This window comes from Mycobacterium sp. NTMscope_MAC_12, assembly GCF_976985675.1.
The window spans coordinates 4,858,927-4,875,708 of record NZ_CDRJYY010000001.1 but is presented as its reverse complement, the minus strand read 5'-3'; the positions used below and the strand labels follow the sequence as shown (position 1 = coordinate 4,875,708).

Sequence of the window (16,782 nt, the reverse complement as noted above, 5' to 3'; positions counted from 1 at the left end):
ATCGTTACCCTCAAAAGTCCGACACCGTAGGTGTTTTCACTATTGATGGGAATTACGCGCCTTGACGACGACCGATCCGACCACGACCGCTTCCACCGAAACCGGCATCGAGGTCATCCCCCTGTCCGGGTGGACCGGAGCCCTGATCGACGGTGTGGACATCTCCGCACCGTTGAGCGACTCGGACAAGGATGTCATCCGCACGGCCTTGCACAAATGGAAGGTCGTGTTCTTCCGCGACCAACAGCTGGACCACGCGGCGCAGGTCGCGTTCGGCGCGCAATTCGGTGACGTCACTCCCGCTCACCCGTACGAAGGCGACTCCGCCCCTGCGGGTTTCCCGCAGATTCACACGGTGTCGCCGGCCGCCTATGACCGCCGGTACAGATCCGAGTACCGGCACAAGGAGAATCGGAACGGCCCGAACTGGCATGCCGACGTGACGCCGCTGATCAATCCACCGTCGCATTCGATTCTGCGCGCCGAAGTGGTGCCGCCCTATGGCGGCGACACGCTGTTCACCAATGTCGCCGCTGTCTACCAAGGTCTTTCGCCACTGGTGCGTGGGTTCATCGACGGGCTTCGCGCCGAGCACCGGTTCGGCGCGACGCTGGCCTTCGAACGCAGCGCCGAGAAGATCGGTGAACTGGTTCGGGGCAAGCCGTTGGCGGCCATCCATCCGGTGGTTCGGGTGCACCCCGAGACCAACGAGCGCGTGGTCTACGTCAATCAGTTCTTCACCAAGGAGATCGTTGACCTGTCCCCGCGGGAGAGTCGTCACGTCCTGGACCTGTTGTTCGAGCAGATCTCCCGCCCCGAGTATTCGGTTCGATTCAAGTGGGAGCCGGGAAGCGTTGCGTTCTGGGACAATCGGGCCACGTTGCATCTCGCGCCGCGCGATTTCGAACACCTCGATCACGAGCGCGTGCTGCATCGGATCACACTGGTCGGCGACATCCCGGTCGGCCCGGACGGGCGCCCATCGGAGCCGTTGGAGGGCCAGTTCTTCGGGGCCGCCTGACAGGGAAGTGAGCAACCTCAAGCGGCCCGGTGCGACCACAGCAGGCCGAGCAGCCCGAACGCCGCCACCACGGTGGTGGTCACCGCCACCGGCCACAACGCCCCGCCCACGTGCGCGACCACCGAGGTCAGCAGCAACGGGACGAGCCCGCCGATGATGGTGGAACTCTGGCCGGACAACGACATCCCGGTGTAGCGCACCCGCGCCGGGAAGGATTCGGCGAGGTATTTGGGCAACGCGCCCCACACGACCCACATCGGCGCGCCGATCAAGGTCTCGGTGATCAGCAGCGCCGTCACCGTCGAGTAGGCGGAGAGAACGGCCAGCAGCCCCGCGGTCGGCAACACGAGCAATCCGAGCAGCCCCGCGCGGACGACCCTTGGCGCGCCGACCCGATCGGCGAGCCAGCCGCCCAGCAGTGTCAGCACCCAGAACACGGTGACGTGCACGGCGGAGATGCCGAGCAGCACCGACGAGGCCGGCAGGGCAAGGCTTTTGGTGCCGTAGCCGGTGAGGAAGACGGTCTCGACGAAGAAGGGGACTGTCACGCCGCCCAAATAGACCCCGAAGCAGACCAGCATGGTGCGACCGTGCTGACGAACGGCCTCGCGCAACGGGAAACGCGACAATTCGCCGCTGCGGTGCAGCGCGGTGAACTCCGGCGATTCCATCACCCGCAGCCGGATGAACAGGCCGACGACGCTCAGCGCGATCCCGAACAGGAACGGCACCCGCCAACCCCAGGTCACGAAACTGTGCTCGCTCAGCACAGACGCCAGGATGAACAGCGACCCGGTGGCCAACCCCTGGCCCAGGGTCGCCCCGGTCTGCACCAGCGATCCCCAGAAACCGCTGCGGTGGGGCGGGCTGGTCTCGGTGACCACCAGGACCGCGCCGGCCCATTCGCCGCCGAGCCCCACTCCCTGCAGAAACCGCAACAGCACCAGCAGCGCGGGCGCCGACCACCCTATCGCGCCGTAGCTGGGCAGCAATCCGATCAGAAACGACGGGATGCCCATGATCAAAAGCGTTGCCACCAGCATCTTCTTGCGTCCGAGGCGGTCGCCCAGGTGCCCGAAGACGACCCCGCCCAGGGGGCGCGCGACGAATCCCACCGCGAAAGTGCCAAGTGCGGCAAGCACTCCGGCCGTGGCTGAGGCGCGCGGGAAGAACAGTGGACCGAAGACCAGGGTGGCCGCGAAGCCGTAGAGGAAGAAGTCGTACCACTCCAGCACGCTGCCGACGAGACTGGCCAGCGCCACCCGGCGCATGCCGGGGACGGGCGCCGCCTCTTCGGGCAGGGTCGCCGGCCGGGTGCTTTCCTGCTCTGCGATCGTCATCGAGGTCTCCGAATGGTCGGCCGGTCAGATCCGCGCACCCGCGCCGGCAACGAAATGACCGGCGCGAGTGGGGCATCGCGGCGAGTAGGACCGTCCGGCGCCCCTGCCCAGTTCAGCGTCATCGGGCGCGGTTGACGACGGTTGAAATCAGCTTGAAGGCAAGTGCTTACGTGGCAGAACCCAATTTCCGGGGACCGCGAGGGCGGTACTGCATCGGCTTTCTTTCACGTACTCCTGGCGCCGATCACCTGCCGGGCGTATGAGTATGTTGTTGTCACACACAAGTTCGCGGGTGGAGCGACGCGAAGATGTTAGATCGCCGCTGCGGTGTCTTAACGCGAGTCTTTTACACCCGGGCGAACTCGAATATGCCCGGCACATCCCACTTTCCGGTGTCAACGCGCAGAACTTCTGGACTATGGCCGGTCGATCGAACGTCGAAGGGTGTTCCGCGGCGCCTGAGATCCTCCGCTTTGCCCGCAACATCGTTGACGCCGATTCGGATGGCCCAGGATCCCGGCCCCCACGTGTCGAGGGATTCCCGCAATTCACCCGATGCGATCGGTTCTAGTAGTTGCAGCTCTGCGCTTCGTGGATGGCGGAAACGATAGGTTGCGTGGCGCGCCGCAAGGGATTCATCGAGCACCGGTCCTGTCGTGGGCAGGAGGCCAAAGTTCCGCTCCAACGCTTTCACGGTCAGGGAAAGGTCCTCGGTGATCCAGCTTCGCCGCAGCACCCGGATCATGGCTCCAGGTGGCAGATCGGGATCCGGTCGTGGCTCCCACAGTTGGTCGTCCTTACCCAAGGCCGACGTCTCTATGAACTCGAGGAACAGCCCTCCGTCAACGGAGGGTTGGTACGCCCCCGGGTCGTCCTCCGTCCACCCGATCCAGAGTCGCGTGAAGATTCCCGGCATCTCATAGAACGGACATTCCTTATCCCGTAGGCGCCGGGCGACATGTTGTATGTCTGAGGTTGCAATCTCATTGGCATGTGTCTTCCACGGCCGATGGCCCTGAGCGGCAAGCAGCTTCGGTAGGAATGGCAGCGTCGTCAACGGGTCTCGGTCTGCGTCGAGGGGTGCAACAGCCATCGCTTCAATTCGTGTGGGAGACACCAACAGCGACGGATGAACCCTTGCGAACAGGTAGGTGAAGCCGCTGCCTGGTTCGTTATTGCCCCACGCGGCTCGTGGCTCGGGGAAGCCGAGCGCGTCGACGAATACTCGTTCGGCGACGGCGACGTCATCGACGAAAACCTCAGCGTTGCACAGCAGGTCGTACATCTGACATCTCCTTCGTAGTTCAGCTGGCTGAGAGGCGCGCGAAGAGTTGCAGGCCGGTCGCCCATGATCGGTGATCGATCCTGTTGGAACGCCTTCCTGAATTGCCTTGCGCCAAGCATCGGGTCACGCACTCGCTCAATCCGATACCGCTGGGTTCTGAGATGCGCACCAAACAATTTCGGATGCGGCACCGAAGCGAGCTGCTCACGGTTGACGACTTCGAACTCGCCGCCGTCAAGCCCCAACAACTTTCCGTTTACGGCCCATTGGGAGTTCGCGCTCGCAGTTGGCGTGCTGAAATGCGGTCGATGACCTGCGTGGCCGTAGCGGCAGGATCACCCGCGGCTAAAGCCCACCCCCGGGCGCGTAGATAATAAGCGGCCGAAGGCGCTTCGACGGTTATCCCAAGTCCACCCTGCACGTGCGCGGCCGAAGAAGCCGCTGTCGTGGCGCCTTCAGCCATGAAGTGGAATGCCGCAGGCGCCAATTCGGGTCGCTCATCCGGCTCGTACTCGTGGAACCATGCGGCGCGGCGGGTGAGATTGCGGCCTCCCTGAACCATGACGGCAGCCCGGGCAAGCGGGTGGGAAATGCCTTGCAGACTGGCGATGGGAACACCAAACGTGAAGCGACTCTTAGCGAACTCCGCTGCAAGCATCATGGACTGTTCGACGAGACCGGCCAGCGCCGCCGCGGTCAGCAATCGCCATTCATCCAGCGCACGCGAGTACTCGGCGATGGCCTGAGCACCGCTGCCCACGACGTTGGATGTGCTGGCCGCTGACACATCGATCCATGCCATGGGCAAGCATCCGATGTTCTCGACCAATGGGGGACGGTTGTCATAGGTCACGTGCACAATCTCAGCTCCGCGACGGACGATGATGTGATCGGCAATCGTTCCGGACGGAATCAAGCGCCGCGCGCCGAGGTCCTCCAGCTGTGGGTCCAAGGCGGCGATTCGAATGCCATTGATGAACTCAGCTGTTCCGGGATCGTCTACCTCAAGGACACCGAGGCGTGCCAGTAGTCTGGTGGCGCAGACGTGATCGATCCAGGGCACGGGAGCCAGTGCCCGGCCGAGTTCTTCGGCAACGAGGACGAGATCAACCATCGTGGCACCGTCGCCGCCAACGTCAATCGGAGCAGCCATTGTTGTCGCTCCGGTTGCGCAGAGCCGTTCCCACAGGCTCTTGTCGAATCCGGTCGATTCGGACGCCCGCACTGTATCGATCGGGCAGTGGGTGGTGAAGAAGTCGCGGTACGCCGCCTGTAGGTCACGCTGGTCGCGCGTCAGACCGTAGTCGAGCCGCCGCAGTTCGTAGCGGTCCATCGTTGCTCCTCACGACTATGAATCGTCGGCCGGTCAAAACGGCCGAGTCAGCTAGGCAGACGGCCTGGCGTAGCTCGGTTTGCCCAGTCCCAGAGAGTGTTCAGCGATCATGTTGAGGTAGACCTCGAGAGTGCCGCCGTAGATTCCGGTCGGGCCGGCCAGCCGATACAGATGCTCGGCCGTGCCGTCGCAGGGTGCCCCGTCGGTGTCGACTGGCAATGTGCCTGCAACACCCGACACGTCCATCAGATCAGTCGACACGTCACGCAACGTGTAACCGACTGCCACGCGCCCGAAATGGTCCGGGGTGCTGAGCGCTGCTTCGATCTGCGCGAAGCTGCGTCCGAGGCGGTACTTGACGACCTCGTTATCGATTGGGCGGCGACCGGTGTCCTTGTTCGGAGCCGCGGCCGCTAGGCGTTCGATGGCTCCTGCCGCTGGCTCGATGTGTTCGGCCATGCCGGCCACGGAGCGAAGTCCGACTTGGTCCGCATCGCCTACGTCGAATTTGTGTTCTTCGTCGAGCGCGGCTCGCAGGACCGTCCAGCCCCCGTTGACCTCGCCGATGCGATACCTGTCACTGACGCAAACATCGCTGTAGTAAACGATATTCGTTCGATCACCGTCGACCGTGCGCAGGCCTTGGATTTCGATTCCCGGTGTACTCAGAGGGACCAGGAACATGGTAAGACTTCGATGTTTCGGCGCAGACGGATCTGTGTTCGTCACCAAGAACACGTATTGAGAGTTGTGGGCGCCGGTGGTGAACATCTTCGCGCCGTTGATGATCCAGGAGTCGCCGTCACGAATTGCTCTGGTCTTGCATGTCGCTACGTCTGAACCGCCCTCGGGCTCGGTGTAGCCCAGGCAGAGCCGGACTTTGCCGGAGAGAACTCCGGGAAGAACCTCCTCCTTCAACGACGGTGAAGCGAACCGTTGTACCTGCTGCACAACCATCTTCGTTATGCTCCAATGGAAGTAGGGCATGCGTGCGCGGTAAGTCTCGAGCTCATAGATCCTTTGGCGGATGGGGGTGAATCCACCTTCGGATTGCGGCTGCACTTCACCGGCGAGCCACCCCTTGGCGCCGAGCGCGAGGTGGACGTCGATGTCGAGGTTGTCGCCGGTAGCCCGATTCCGTCGCTGAACATCGTCGGTGACTAGATCAGCAAGTGTCGTTCGGACTTCTTGCTGAAACGCGGCATCGTCGTCATTCAGCCGCACCCGCGCGAAGTCCATGCTGTGCCTGTCCCTTCGTATGCTTCATTGGCCCGGCTGGCGATCACGACAGGTGCTCGCCGATCTGCACGCGATCCGAGTGGGCGCGACTCGCCTTCGCACACTGGGATGGGCGGGCGCGCCGACTTCGCATTCAGGTGTGCTTGAGCGTAAGGACGGGCGGCAGTCTCAGACCAATACAATTTTGGTCAGCTCGCCATACCGGCGTCTTATGGATGAGCACCGTCGCCAGAACCAGACCCTCCTGCCTGCTGGGCGGCCCAGTCGCGCGGTGTCTGTATCAGCGTCGCCGGCCAATCGCCCGCATCGACGAGTCGCGTCGCCACCTGCCAGATCGTCGAGCCGAACTCGAAGACGAAGGAGCGGGGGAGAACGAGTTGGGGTCGCACGGCGATGAATAGATGGTCAGACATGGTGGGCTCGTGAAGCGGCGCGTAGCGCAGACGACCCGCGGCTACGTCTTGCGCGATAGCCGACAATGGCAGGATTCCGTACGCGAGCCCGCGGCCGATGACGTCCCTTTGCACCAGAACCGAATCTGTTTCGAAGCGTACGTCGACAGACACCTGCTGAGTCAGCGCGGTCTTCTCCACCAGGCTCCGCAGCCCGGGTTCAGACCGCGGAAGTGTCAAAGGTCGGCGCCCCAGATCGCGGAAGACGCACGGGGTGTCAGCACTCAGATCGGAGTCCGGTCCGCCGACCAGGCAGAGATTCTCCACGAGGAGCTCAGTTGTGAAGAGGCGTTCATCGGGTCCTGTCCCGTTGATGACCGCGATGTCGACATCGCCGAGAAGCATGTGATCGACCAATTGCCGTGAATCTTGGACGACCGTTGTGACCTGAACCTTCGGGAAGACCTCCACAAGGCGACCAAGTAAAGGGCCGGCTAGAACCTGGGCTGTGTGTTCGGGCATGCCCAGGACGACACCACCACCGATCTGAGCGAGCGGTGAGCCCACGTTCTGCATGGCGAGTTCCAGTTGTCCCAACGGCCCGGCAATCGCGGAACGGAGTTGTTCGCCTTCCTCCGTGAGCTGCATTCCTCGCGGATTACGAGCGAAGAGTTGTACACCGAGCGCGGCTTCGAGCAAGCGGATTTGACGACTCAACGCCGGCTGCGCGATGCCGAGCACTTCACTGGCGCGGGTCAGCGAACCTTCGTCGGCGATCCGCAGAAAGTACCGAAGCCGGTGCATGTCCATATGGACCCAGGTATATCACCGCGGTATAGCCGCGGCCGCAAGATTCTATTGGTTCGCAGGTCACGACCGGTCTTAGGCTCACGGGGCATACCGATCGGGATCAGGCGAACGGAGTTGACGACGATGGCGGGCAGTGCGGAGTACAAGCTCGGCGAGTTCACCTTCCCCCGCGGATGGTTCATGGTGGCCGAGAGTGCTGCGATCACGAATAAGCCGACTAGTGCGCATTTCTTCGGCGAAGATGTAGTCCTCTTCCGCGGTGAAAGCGGAGTGACCGCCATGCTCGGTGCTTACTGCGCCCACATGGGAACGCATCTCGCGCGCAGTCAGCACTCCTATACGGTCACTTCGGGTCGTCACGTCGACGGTGACGCGATCCGCTGTCCGTTTCACGGCTGGGCGTATGGGCCGGACGGAAAGTGCACTGACATACCGTATTTCGACGGGACGATTCCTCGACTTGCGCGTGTCCGCAGTTGGCCGGTGCAGGAGCGGTACGGGATTGTCTTCTGCTGGAACGATCCGGAGGGGCTGGAGCCCGACTTCGACATCCCCGACATCCCCGAGTGGGACGATGCCGAGTGGATGCGATGGAACGGTGCTGACCACCTGGCCGATCTTCCCTGCCACCCCATCGAAGTCTTCGACAACAACTCCGATTATGCGCATCTCGCTTATCTGCATGGCGGCGGCGCCCGACTCTACGAGAACGAAGTCGACGGCGTCGTCTATCGACAACGTCAGAGCCTCATCGCCGAATCGTCGGATGGAGTGGATAACTTCGAGCGCGATGCCGCAGACGATGCTGTTCACATCACCACCGAAAATGGTTACGTCGGGCCAGGACTCAATCTCGCTCGGTTCGTTGAGCTCAACGCCGTGCAGCTCATCGCCACCACACCGGTCGACGATGGCACGGCCAGACTGTGGCAGTGCGCACTGGTCAAGCGCCCGGACGGAATCACCGACGATCAGGCTGAGGAATTGCTGGCCGGAATCAATCGAGGGTTCGCTTACGGTCTCGGTACTCAGGATGGCGAAGTGTGGGCCAACAAGAAAGCGGCGACCAAGATCATGCAAATGCCCACGGACGGGCCGTTTCGCGCGGGACGGACGTGGTACAGCCAGTTCTTCAACCCGAGGGAAAAGGCTCAGGAGATTCTCCGACCGGTCTCGGGTATGCACCACGTGCGCGGCGTCCCGGGATTCACCGTGGAAATAGGCGTTTGATGCAGACCTTTCAACTGTCCACGACCACTGAGGAAACCCTGTGACCAACGAGATTGTGCAGTACCACGTTTCGGATGCGATCGCCACAATCAGTCTGAACCGCCCCGAGGTTGCCAACGCGCAGAATGCGGAACTGCTGCAGCGTCTAGACGAACTCTGGACCGCGGCCGCAGATGACAATGAAGTCAAAGTCATCGTGTTGCGCTCTAACGGCAAGCACTTCTCGGCGGGCCACGATCTGAAGGCGGGAGCCGATTCCACCGACAAGATTGTGCTTGCCGACCTCTACGACTACGAATCAAAAGCCTATGTCGGATACTCGCTTCGTTGGCGCAACATCGCTAAGCCGTCGATCGCGGCGGTGCAGGGCCGATGCATCGCCGGCGGTCTCATGCTCGCCTGGCCTTGCGACCTGATCGTCGCGGCTGACGATGCCAAGTTCTCAGACCCAGTCGTCGCGATGGGTGTTGGGGGAGTTGAGTACCACGGCCACACCTGGGAGTTCGGCGCCCGGCTCGCGAAAGAGGTGCTCTTCACCGGGCGTCCGGTTACCGCCGAGGAAGCGCTGCGAGTCGGCATGGTCAATCAGGTCGTCCCCCGCGATGAACTCGACAACTCGGTTCGCCAACTGGCAGCCCATATCGCGCAGCAGGACGCCTTCGCTCTGAGAATGGCCAAGCGCGCGGTGAATCAGACACTCGATCTGCAGGGATTCACAAACTCGGTACAAGCCGTATTCGACGCGCACAGTCTCGGTCACGGGCATGCGCTGTCGGTGTCGGGGTGGCCCGTCCTAGCGGGGCTGGACGGCATGAAAAGCGCTGTGGCCAGCAAATGACGGTCGTGAATCGTCATGATAACCGGCCTGCCTGCTGTGATTTCTGACCGATGCGCAGCCTGAAACCCTTGGCGGCGAGCCACTTCTGGATCGGATTCGTTGTGGACGACGCTGCCGAAGCGATGGCCCGATGGTCGCGCGTGTACGGGGTCGGTCCGTTCGAACAGTGTGTGTGTGTGTGTGTGTGTGTGTGTGTGTGTGTGTGTGTGTGTGTGTGTGTGTGTGTGTGTGTGTGTGTGTGTGTGTGTGTGTGTGTGTGTGTGTGTGTGTGTGTGTGTGTGTGTGTGTGTGTGTGTGTGTGTGTGTGTGTGTGTGTGTGTGTGTGTGTGTGTGTGTGTGTGTGTGTGTGTGTGTGTGTGTGTGTGTGTGTGTGTGTGTGTGTGTGTGTGTGTGTGTGTGTGTGTGTGTGTGTGTGTGTGTGTGTGTGTGTGTGTGTGTGTGTGTGTGTGTGTGTGTGTGTGTGTGTGTGTGTGTGTGTGTGTGTGTGTGTGTGTGTGTGTGTGTGTGTGTGTGTGTGTGTGTGTGTGTGTGTGTGTGTGTGTGTGTGTGTGTGTGTGTGTGTGTGTGTGTGTGTGTGTGTGTGTGTGTGTGTGTGTGTGTGTGTGTGTGTGTGTGTGTGTGTGTGTGTGTGTGTGTGTGTGTTGTGTGTGTGTGTGTGTGTGTGTGTGTGTGTGTGTGTGTGTGTGTGTGTGTGTGTGTGTGTGTGTGTGTGTGTGTGTGTGTGTGTGTGTGTGTGTGTGTGTGTGTGTGTGTGTGTGTGTGTGTGTGTGTGTGTGTGTGTGTGTGTGTGTGTGTGTGTGTGTGTGTGTGTGTGTGTGTGTGTGTGTGTGTGTGTGTGTGTGTGTGTGTGTGTGTGTGTGTGTGTGTGTGTGTGTGTGTGTGTGTGTGTGTGTGTGTGTGTGTGTGTGTGTGTGTGTGTGTGTGTGTGTGTGTGTGTGTGTGTGTGTGTGTGTGTGTGTGTGTGTGTGTGTGTGTGTGTGTGTGTGTGTGTGTGTGTGTGTGTGTGTGTGTGTGTGTGTGTGTGTGTGTGTGTGTGTGTGTGTGTGTGTGTGTGTGTGTGTGTGTGTGTGTGTGTGTGTGTGTGTGTGTGTGTGTGTGTGTGTGTGTGTGTGTGTGTGTGTGTGTGTGTGTGTGTGTGTGTGTTGTGTGTGTGTGTGTGTGTGTGTGTGTGTGTGTGTGTGTGTGTGTGTGTGTGTGTGTGTGTGTGTGTGTGTGTGTGTGTGTGTGTGTGTGTGTGTGTGTGTGTGTGTGTGTGTGTGTGTGTGTGTGTGTGTGTGTGTGTGTGTGTGTGTGTGTGTGTGTGTGTGTGTGTGTGTGTGTGTGTGTGTGTGTGTGTGTGTGTGTGTGTGTGTGTGTGTGTGTGTGTGTGTGTGTGTGTGTGTGTGTGTGTGTGTGTGTGTGTGTGTGCCATCCTCGCATCCAGCTGCCTTGCATCTACCGGGAACAACCGGCGCACCTCGACTTCGAGGCCTACACCGCGTGCACTGATTCGCCCGGCATCAGACTGATCTGCGACTACACACCACGACGGAGCGTCTTCAAGGACCTTGCCGACATTTACGGAAACCCCTTGTCCGGGTTCACCTTGCTTTCCCTCAGGACGAGCGAATTCGACACGCTCAGCGTGCAATACGCGAAAAATGACTACGAGCTCGCGTGCGAGCTGAACCCGCCCGGACAACGCATAGCCATCTATGACACGGTGCCCGACTTCGGCTTTTTCACTGAAGTGGTTGAGGCGGTAGCGAGTGATCATCACTCCGCTCACCTCTATTGCCCACACGTCAGACAAGGACATCACGATGACCAAGACTGAGCGGCGCTTCCATTTCGACCGGCACACACCGGAATACCGGCTCGAATTCGAGGCGATAACCGAAGAAATGCACAGTAGATGCCCCATGGCGTGGACTGACACGTATGGCGGCCACTGGGTCGCCGCAGGCAGCGCTGAAGTCTTCGAACTTGCCAGGTCGCCGCACGTCTCCAATGACCATGACATCACCGGTGAACGAAACGGCTACCGGGGAATCACAATTCCGACCGCCAAGCGGGCGAACATTCGCGGCGGTCTGCTAGAAATGGACGACCCCGAACACCGCGTTTATAGAGCGGCACTGAACCCGTACTTGTCACCGGCGGCGGTGAACCGTTGGGTTCCCTTCATCGACGAGGTTGTTCGCGCCGCCATTGACGACAAGATAGAAGCCGGCCGGATCGATTTCGTCGATGACCTGGCCAACGTGGTGCCTGCCGTCCTCACGCTGGCAATGATGGGCATCCCGCTGAAGAAGTGGGCGCTGTACAGCGAGCCGGTTCACGCCGCGGTGTACACACCCGAAAACTCACCGGACATCGATCGCGTTATCGCGATGCACCGAGCCATGGGCGCCGATCTGCTGTCAACCATGGAAGACATCCGACAAAGCCCTCGGCCCGGCTTGGTGAATGCTCTGCTGCAGTTGCGTATTGACGGCGAGCCAGCTCCTCCAATGGAAATCATGGGCAACCTCGGTCTGCTGATCGGCGGTGGCTTCGACACCACAACCGCTCTCACCGCGCATGCGTTGGAGTGGCTCTCGCAGCACCCCGGCGAACGTGAGCGACTCAGCCGAGAGCGGGCAACCTTGCTGGACAGTGCAACGGAAGAGTTCCTACGCTTCTTCACTCCGGCTCCGGGAGATGGCCGCACTTTCGCCGCCGATGTTTCGATGCTCGGTACTCAGTTTCGCGAGGGAGAACGCCTGTGGCTGTCGTGGGCAATGGCCAATCGCGATCCAGCCGTATTCGAGAGCCCGAACAGGCTTCTCCTTGAGCGGAAAGGTAACCGTCATTTCAGCTTTGGGCTTGGGGTGCATCGATGCATCGGCTCGAATGTGGCCCGCGCAGTCTTCAAGTCGATGCTGAGCGCGGTGCTGGATCGCATGCCGGACTTCCGCTGCGATGGAGAGCGCACCATCCATTACGAGACGATCGGCAACATACAAGGCATGCGCAGCCTGCCCGCCACGTTCGCGCCCGCACCTCGAGTGGGAGCGGGGCTCGACGAAACTCTCGAAGCTCTGCAAAGGCTCTGCGATGAGCGGGAGCTGGCGCGGCCGATCAACGAACTGAAGGAGACAGTCGAGGTGCCTGTGACACGAACCCGCACGCCTGAATGCTCAAAAGAATGATCGCCCGTAATAAGTCTGAGGCAGTTGGACCATCGGTCGACGAGTTGATGAGGTTGCTGGACGTCACCCTCGACGCCGACGGTAGCGCGCTCGGTGACACAGGCGCGCTGGACACCGGAGGACGTCGCGTCGTCGAGGGCGCCCAAATCGTCGGGCAGGCGATCGTCGCGGTAGCCAAACGGCTCCCCGATAAAACGATCAGGTCAGCGCAGGCGGTCTTCTCGCGCGTAGTGACGGTGGGGGAGCCGGTCCGCTTGCACATCGACGTGGTATCCGATGGGACAACGACCGGTACGGCGGTTGTGACAGCTAGCCAAAATGGACGTCGCTGCATGGTGATCACGATCCTGGCCGACACGCCTGCCCGAGATCTGATCCGCCACCAGATCCGTTGTCCCACTGTGGCACCGCCGGGGCGGTCCAGCGTCTGCCCGATGCCGATGAAGGGAAGGCAAGTGCGCCTGGTCGGTATCGACGACGCGTTCGATCCATGGGAAGTGGGGCCACCGGAGATTCGCGCGTGGGTTTGTTATGACGAGGCGCCCCACCGCGACGAACTACGCAAAGCGTTGATCGCCAACTTCACTGGATACCTGGGCATCGCAACGAGTATGCGACCACACCCCGGGGTTGGGATGAGCCAAGCGCATACGACGCTGTCGACCGCACCTATGACGACCGCGATCGTTTTTCACGAACCGGTGAGGTGCGATGGGTGGAACCTTTACTCGCACGAAAGCACATACGCCGGCGCCGGGATGTCCTATGTGCGTGGCACCGTGCACACCGACGAAAACCACCTTATTGCCTCGTTCAGCCAGGAAGCGCTCATCAGGCCGGTGCGGACAAACGGTTCGGGAGCCACGTCGAACAGTCGACTGTGAGCAGTCGTGTTGAAGCAAGCGCAGTGAGGAAGATGAGAGAGGAGCGCGGGTGACATCGGCGACGCAAGAGGCCTATTTCGATCCCTATGACGTGGAACTGAACGTCGACCCGTACCCGATGTTTGCGCGACTGCGTGACGAGGTGCCGCTGTACTACAACTCGACACACGACTTCTACGCTGTGAGCCGCTTCGCCGACGTCAACCACGGGCTGGTCGATCACACGACATTCAGTTCAGCGCGCGGCGCAATACTCGAATTGATCAAAGCGAATATCGAGATTCCTTCGGGTGCACTGCTTTTCGAGGTTCCGCCCATCCACGATATCCACCGCAGACTGCTGGCAAGGATGTTCACCCCGCGCAAGATCAATGCGCTCGAGCCCAAGATTCGCGGATTCTGCGCACAGCATCTCGACCCACTGGTCGGCACGGGGCGCTTCGACTTCGTCACCGACCTCGGCGCGGTGATGCCCATGCAAGTCATCAGCGAACTGCTCGGCATCCCCGAGCCGGATCAGGAGAAGATCCGCGACTACACCAACGCCCAGATGCGCACCGACGCCGGCAAGCCAATGGCGGCTGCCGAAGACGGGCTAGTTGTGATGTCCAGGGAGGTTGGTCAGTCGGGTGACCGGTGGCTGGCCTCCGATGGCGGAGTGGGGTCGGTGGTGATTGTAGAAGTGCAGCCAGCCGGCTAGAGCGGTGTCGCGCTGTTGGGTTGATTCGTAGAGTCGAGCGTAGGCCCAGCCGTCGGCCAGAGTGCGGTGGAATCGCTCGATCTTGCCGTTGGTCTGCGGTCGGTATGGACGGGTTCGCTTCGGGGTAATGCACAGCTCGGCGCAGGCATCACGCCATGCGTAGGACTTGTAGGCCGAGCCGTTGTCTGAGAGGACTCGTTCGACGGTGACGCCGTGGTCGGTGAACCACGCCACGGCGCGCTGCAGCACGCCGATCGCTGTGACCGCCTTCTCGTCCGCGCAGATTTCGGCGTAGGCCATCCGGGAATGATCGTCAATGACGGTGTGCACGAACGCCGTTCCGATCCGGGGGCGATAGTCCTTGCCGCGCTGGCCAGTGCGCCGGGCGGTCTGTCGGGCGTTGTGCTTGCTGATTTGTCGGCTCACGAACTTGTGCCCGCCGCCGTCGGGGATGTTGCCGAACTTGGTGACGTCGACATGGACCAGCGCTCCGGGCGAGGCGTGCTCGTAACGACGCAATGGCTCGCCGGTGACGCGGTCGATGTAGGACAGCCGGTTGATACGGCAGCGGGTCAACACCGCATGCACGGTCGAGGCCGGCACACCGAGCCGGCCAGCGATCTGTACTGGACCAAGCCGGTGACGCCACCGTAACCGCACGATCCGCCGCACCATGCGTGGCCCGGTCCTGGTCGGGCTGACACGGGGCCGCGAGCTGCGATCGGCCATCCCGGCCACCCGTTCGGTTCGAAATCGGTCGGCCCATTTCTTGGCGGTTCGTGGGGCGACCATGAACATCTTGGCTGCCGCGGCGTAGGTCCAGCCCTGCTCGACGACGAGGCGAGCAAGCCTCAAACGAGCGCGTGGCGTCAAAGCAGCGTTAGCGTGGGACACGAAGGCCTCCTGGTTGATGAAGCGGTTTCTAGACAGCTCCACTTCATAACCGGAGGCCTTCACCTGTCACACAGGCTCACCGATACCAAACGGGACAATGTCCCTGGACATCACAGCTAGTCGGCAACGATCTGTTCGAGGCCTACATCGACTGGCGCAAGGACCATCCGTCGGACGACATCATGACGGACTTGCTCAATGTCGAGTTCGAAGACGAAAACGGCATATCACGTCGGCTCACCAGAAACGAGCTGCTGATCTACCTCAACACAGTGGCCGGCGCTGGCAACGAAACCACCACCCGGCTGATCGGATGGGCAGGCAAGGTGCTCGCGGAGCACCCCGATCAACGGCGGCAGCTGGCGAAACATCCGGAACTAATCCCTGATGCGGTTGAAGAGTTGCTGCGGTTCGAGCCGCCGGCGCCGCACGTTGCCCGCTACGTCACCCGAGACGTCGAATGTCACGGCCAAGTGGTTCCGGAGGGCAGTGTGATGATGATGCTGATCGGTGCGGCCAATCGAGATCACCGCCAGTTCCCGCCGAACGGCGACGTCTTCGACATCACCCGGAAGGCGCGACAACACCTGACATTCAGCGTCGGCACCCATTACTGCCTAGGTTCGGCGTTGGCGAGACTCGAGGGGCGTATCGCCTTGGAAGAGATCCTCAAGCGATTCCCCAACTGGGAAATCGATTATGGCGGAGCGACTATGTCTCCCACATCAACAGTGCGTGGGTGGGACGCGATGCCGGTTTTCGTCGGGTGATATGGAGCGATGTCGGCCTCATGCAATGTCGAACCCAAGACGTGTCCGATGAACAGCGTCTCCGCCGTACTTGCGGATCGGAACGAGTAGCCTGACCGGCGTGGACTATGCCGGCGCATTCCTCGACGAGAACCGGGCTTTCGCGGAGCTGTTCGACGGTGTCGACGAGTCCACACCGGTACCCACCTGCCCCGACTGGACGCTGCGGCAACTGTTCCGCCACGTCGGGCGCGGGGACCGCTGGGCGGCCCAGATCGTGCGCGACCGGCTCGACACCTACCTCGACCCCCGCACGGTGGAGGGCGGCAAGCCGCCGCCCGACCCCGCCGACGCGATCTCCTGGCTCCACGGCGGCGCTCAGCGGCTGGTCGACGCGGTGGAGCTGACCGGGGTGGAAACACCGGTATGGACGTTCCTCGGCCCGCGCCCGGCAAACTGGTGGATCCGGCGCCGGCTGCACGAGGTGGCCGTGCACCGCGCCGACGCCGCGATCGCGCTGGGCAGCGATTTCACGCTCGAACCCGCCATCGCGGCCGACGGGATCAGCGAATGGCTGGAGCGGGTCGCCATCCAGGCGGGCGGCCAGGGGGCGCCGCTGCCGCTCGAGGACGGGACCACCCTGCACCTGCACGCCACCGATCCCGGCCTCGGCGAGGCCGGGGAGTGGACGGCCGCCGTCGAACAGGGGCGGATCAGCTGGTCCCACGAGCACGGCAAAGGCACCGCCGCACTGCGCGGCGGCGCCACCGAGCTGCTGCTGGCGATCCTGCGCCGGCGCCCGCTCGCCGACACGGGCGTCCAACTCTTCGGCGACGAAGCCGTGTGGCAGCGCTGGTTGGACCGTACGCCGCTCTAGCCGCGGCGCCGCACGGT

The 16,782-nt window shown here is 61.8% G+C and carries 12 protein-coding genes and 2 pseudogenes; 8 read left to right on the top strand and 6 right to left on the bottom strand.

All coding sequences use genetic code 11. The features are described from left to right. Positions 1-61: 61 nt before the first annotated feature. Entirely contained in the window at positions 62-1,021 is a 960-nt protein-coding gene (locus tag AC0KS4_RS22600; RefSeq protein ID WP_238957013.1) for a TauD/TfdA dioxygenase family protein, read from the top strand. 17 nt (positions 1,022-1,038) lie between these two features. Here the strand turns inward: AC0KS4_RS22600 and AC0KS4_RS22595 are convergent, their stop codons facing one another. The 5 genes from AC0KS4_RS22595 to AC0KS4_RS22575 form a co-directional block, all read right to left on the bottom strand. Continuing rightward, positions 1,039-2,361 carry an MFS transporter gene (locus AC0KS4_RS22595; protein WP_238957012.1) on the bottom strand — a complete coding sequence of 441 codons (1,323 nt, stop codon included), beginning with the start codon at positions 2,359-2,361 and terminating at the stop codon, positions 1,039-1,041. A gap of 346 nt (positions 2,362-2,707) precedes the next feature. Then, positions 2,708-3,646 carry a hypothetical protein gene (locus tag AC0KS4_RS22590; RefSeq protein WP_238957011.1) on the bottom strand — a complete coding sequence of 313 codons (939 nt, stop codon included), beginning with the start codon at positions 3,644-3,646 and terminating at the stop codon, positions 2,708-2,710. A 256-nt stretch (positions 3,647-3,902) separates the two neighbouring features. Then, a complete protein-coding gene (locus AC0KS4_RS22585; RefSeq protein WP_238957010.1) occupies positions 3,903-4,979 on the bottom strand; it encodes an acyl-CoA dehydrogenase family protein in 1,077 nt (358 codons plus the stop codon). 51 nt (positions 4,980-5,030) lie between these two features. Continuing rightward, complete coding sequence (locus tag AC0KS4_RS22580; RefSeq protein ID WP_238957009.1) at positions 5,031-6,218, bottom strand: acyl-CoA dehydrogenase family protein; 1,188 nt, start codon at positions 6,216-6,218, stop codon at positions 5,031-5,033. Positions 6,219-6,427: 209 nt separating this feature from the next. Beyond that, positions 6,428-7,420 carry a LysR family transcriptional regulator gene (locus AC0KS4_RS22575; RefSeq protein WP_238957008.1) on the bottom strand — a complete coding sequence of 331 codons (993 nt, stop codon included), beginning with the start codon at positions 7,418-7,420 and terminating at the stop codon, positions 6,428-6,430. Positions 7,421-7,543: 123 nt separating this feature from the next. Here AC0KS4_RS22575 and AC0KS4_RS22570 point away from each other — a divergent pair, with 123 nt between their 5' ends. The 5 genes and pseudogenes from AC0KS4_RS22570 to AC0KS4_RS22550 all read left to right on the top strand — a co-directional run. Then, positions 7,544-8,650 carry a Rieske 2Fe-2S domain-containing protein gene (locus AC0KS4_RS22570; RefSeq protein WP_238957406.1) on the top strand — a complete coding sequence of 369 codons (1,107 nt, stop codon included), beginning with the start codon at positions 7,544-7,546 and terminating at the stop codon, positions 8,648-8,650. A gap of 40 nt (positions 8,651-8,690) precedes the next feature. Continuing rightward, positions 8,691-9,488, top strand: coding sequence for an enoyl-CoA hydratase (locus tag AC0KS4_RS22565; RefSeq protein WP_238957007.1), 798 nt, complete (start codon positions 8,691-8,693; stop codon positions 9,486-9,488). Positions 9,489-11,290: 1,802 nt separating this feature from the next. Then, positions 11,291-12,661 carry a cytochrome P450 gene (locus AC0KS4_RS22560; RefSeq protein WP_238957005.1) on the top strand — a complete coding sequence of 457 codons (1,371 nt, stop codon included), beginning with the start codon at positions 11,291-11,293 and terminating at the stop codon, positions 12,659-12,661. A gap of 47 nt (positions 12,662-12,708) precedes the next feature. Next, positions 12,709-13,545 carry an acyl-CoA thioesterase gene (locus tag AC0KS4_RS22555; RefSeq protein ID WP_238957405.1) on the top strand — a complete coding sequence of 279 codons (837 nt, stop codon included), beginning with the start codon at positions 12,709-12,711 and terminating at the stop codon, positions 13,543-13,545. Positions 13,546-13,594: 49 nt separating this feature from the next. Beyond that, positions 13,595-14,146: pseudogene (locus tag AC0KS4_RS22550) on the top strand (cytochrome P450 family protein); the annotation flags it as partial. Here AC0KS4_RS22550 and AC0KS4_RS22545 read toward each other — a convergent pair. Continuing rightward, positions 14,141-15,139, bottom strand: coding sequence for an IS481 family transposase (locus tag AC0KS4_RS22545; RefSeq protein ID WP_238957004.1), 999 nt, complete (start codon positions 15,137-15,139; stop codon positions 14,141-14,143). The pseudogene AC0KS4_RS22550 and the gene AC0KS4_RS22545 sit on opposite strands and share 6 nt — an antisense overlap. Before the next feature lie 116 nt (positions 15,140-15,255). Between AC0KS4_RS22545 and AC0KS4_RS22540 the strand changes: the two are divergent. Both AC0KS4_RS22540 and AC0KS4_RS22535 read left to right on the top strand, forming a co-directional pair. Beyond that, positions 15,256-15,909, top strand: a pseudogene (locus AC0KS4_RS22540) (cytochrome P450); the annotation flags it as partial. Positions 15,910-16,009: 100 nt separating this feature from the next. After that, complete coding sequence (locus AC0KS4_RS22535; protein WP_225328289.1) at positions 16,010-16,765, top strand: maleylpyruvate isomerase family mycothiol-dependent enzyme; 756 nt, start codon at positions 16,010-16,012, stop codon at positions 16,763-16,765. Positions 16,766-16,782 lie beyond the last annotated feature (17 nt).

Coding starts and splice junctions, on each gene's coding strand:
- AC0KS4_RS22570 (WP_238957406.1), top strand. CDS start 7,544: ATGGCGGGCAGTGCGGAGTACAAGCTCGGCGAGTTCACCTTCCCCCGC.
- AC0KS4_RS22595 (WP_238957012.1), bottom strand. CDS start 2,361: ATGACGATCGCAGAGCAGGAAAGCACCCGGCCGGCGACCCTGCCCGAA.
- AC0KS4_RS22580 (WP_238957009.1), bottom strand. CDS start 6,218: ATGGACTTCGCGCGGGTGCGGCTGAATGACGACGATGCCGCGTTTCAG.
- AC0KS4_RS22575 (WP_238957008.1), bottom strand. CDS start 7,420: ATGGACATGCACCGGCTTCGGTACTTTCTGCGGATCGCCGACGAAGGT.
- AC0KS4_RS22560 (WP_238957005.1), top strand. CDS start 11,291: ATGACCAAGACTGAGCGGCGCTTCCATTTCGACCGGCACACACCGGAA.
- AC0KS4_RS22585 (WP_238957010.1), bottom strand. CDS start 4,979: ATGGACCGCTACGAACTGCGGCGGCTCGACTACGGTCTGACGCGCGAC.
- AC0KS4_RS22555 (WP_238957405.1), top strand. CDS start 12,709: ATGAGGTTGCTGGACGTCACCCTCGACGCCGACGGTAGCGCGCTCGGT.
- AC0KS4_RS22590 (WP_238957011.1), bottom strand. CDS start 3,646: ATGTACGACCTGCTGTGCAACGCTGAGGTTTTCGTCGATGACGTCGCC.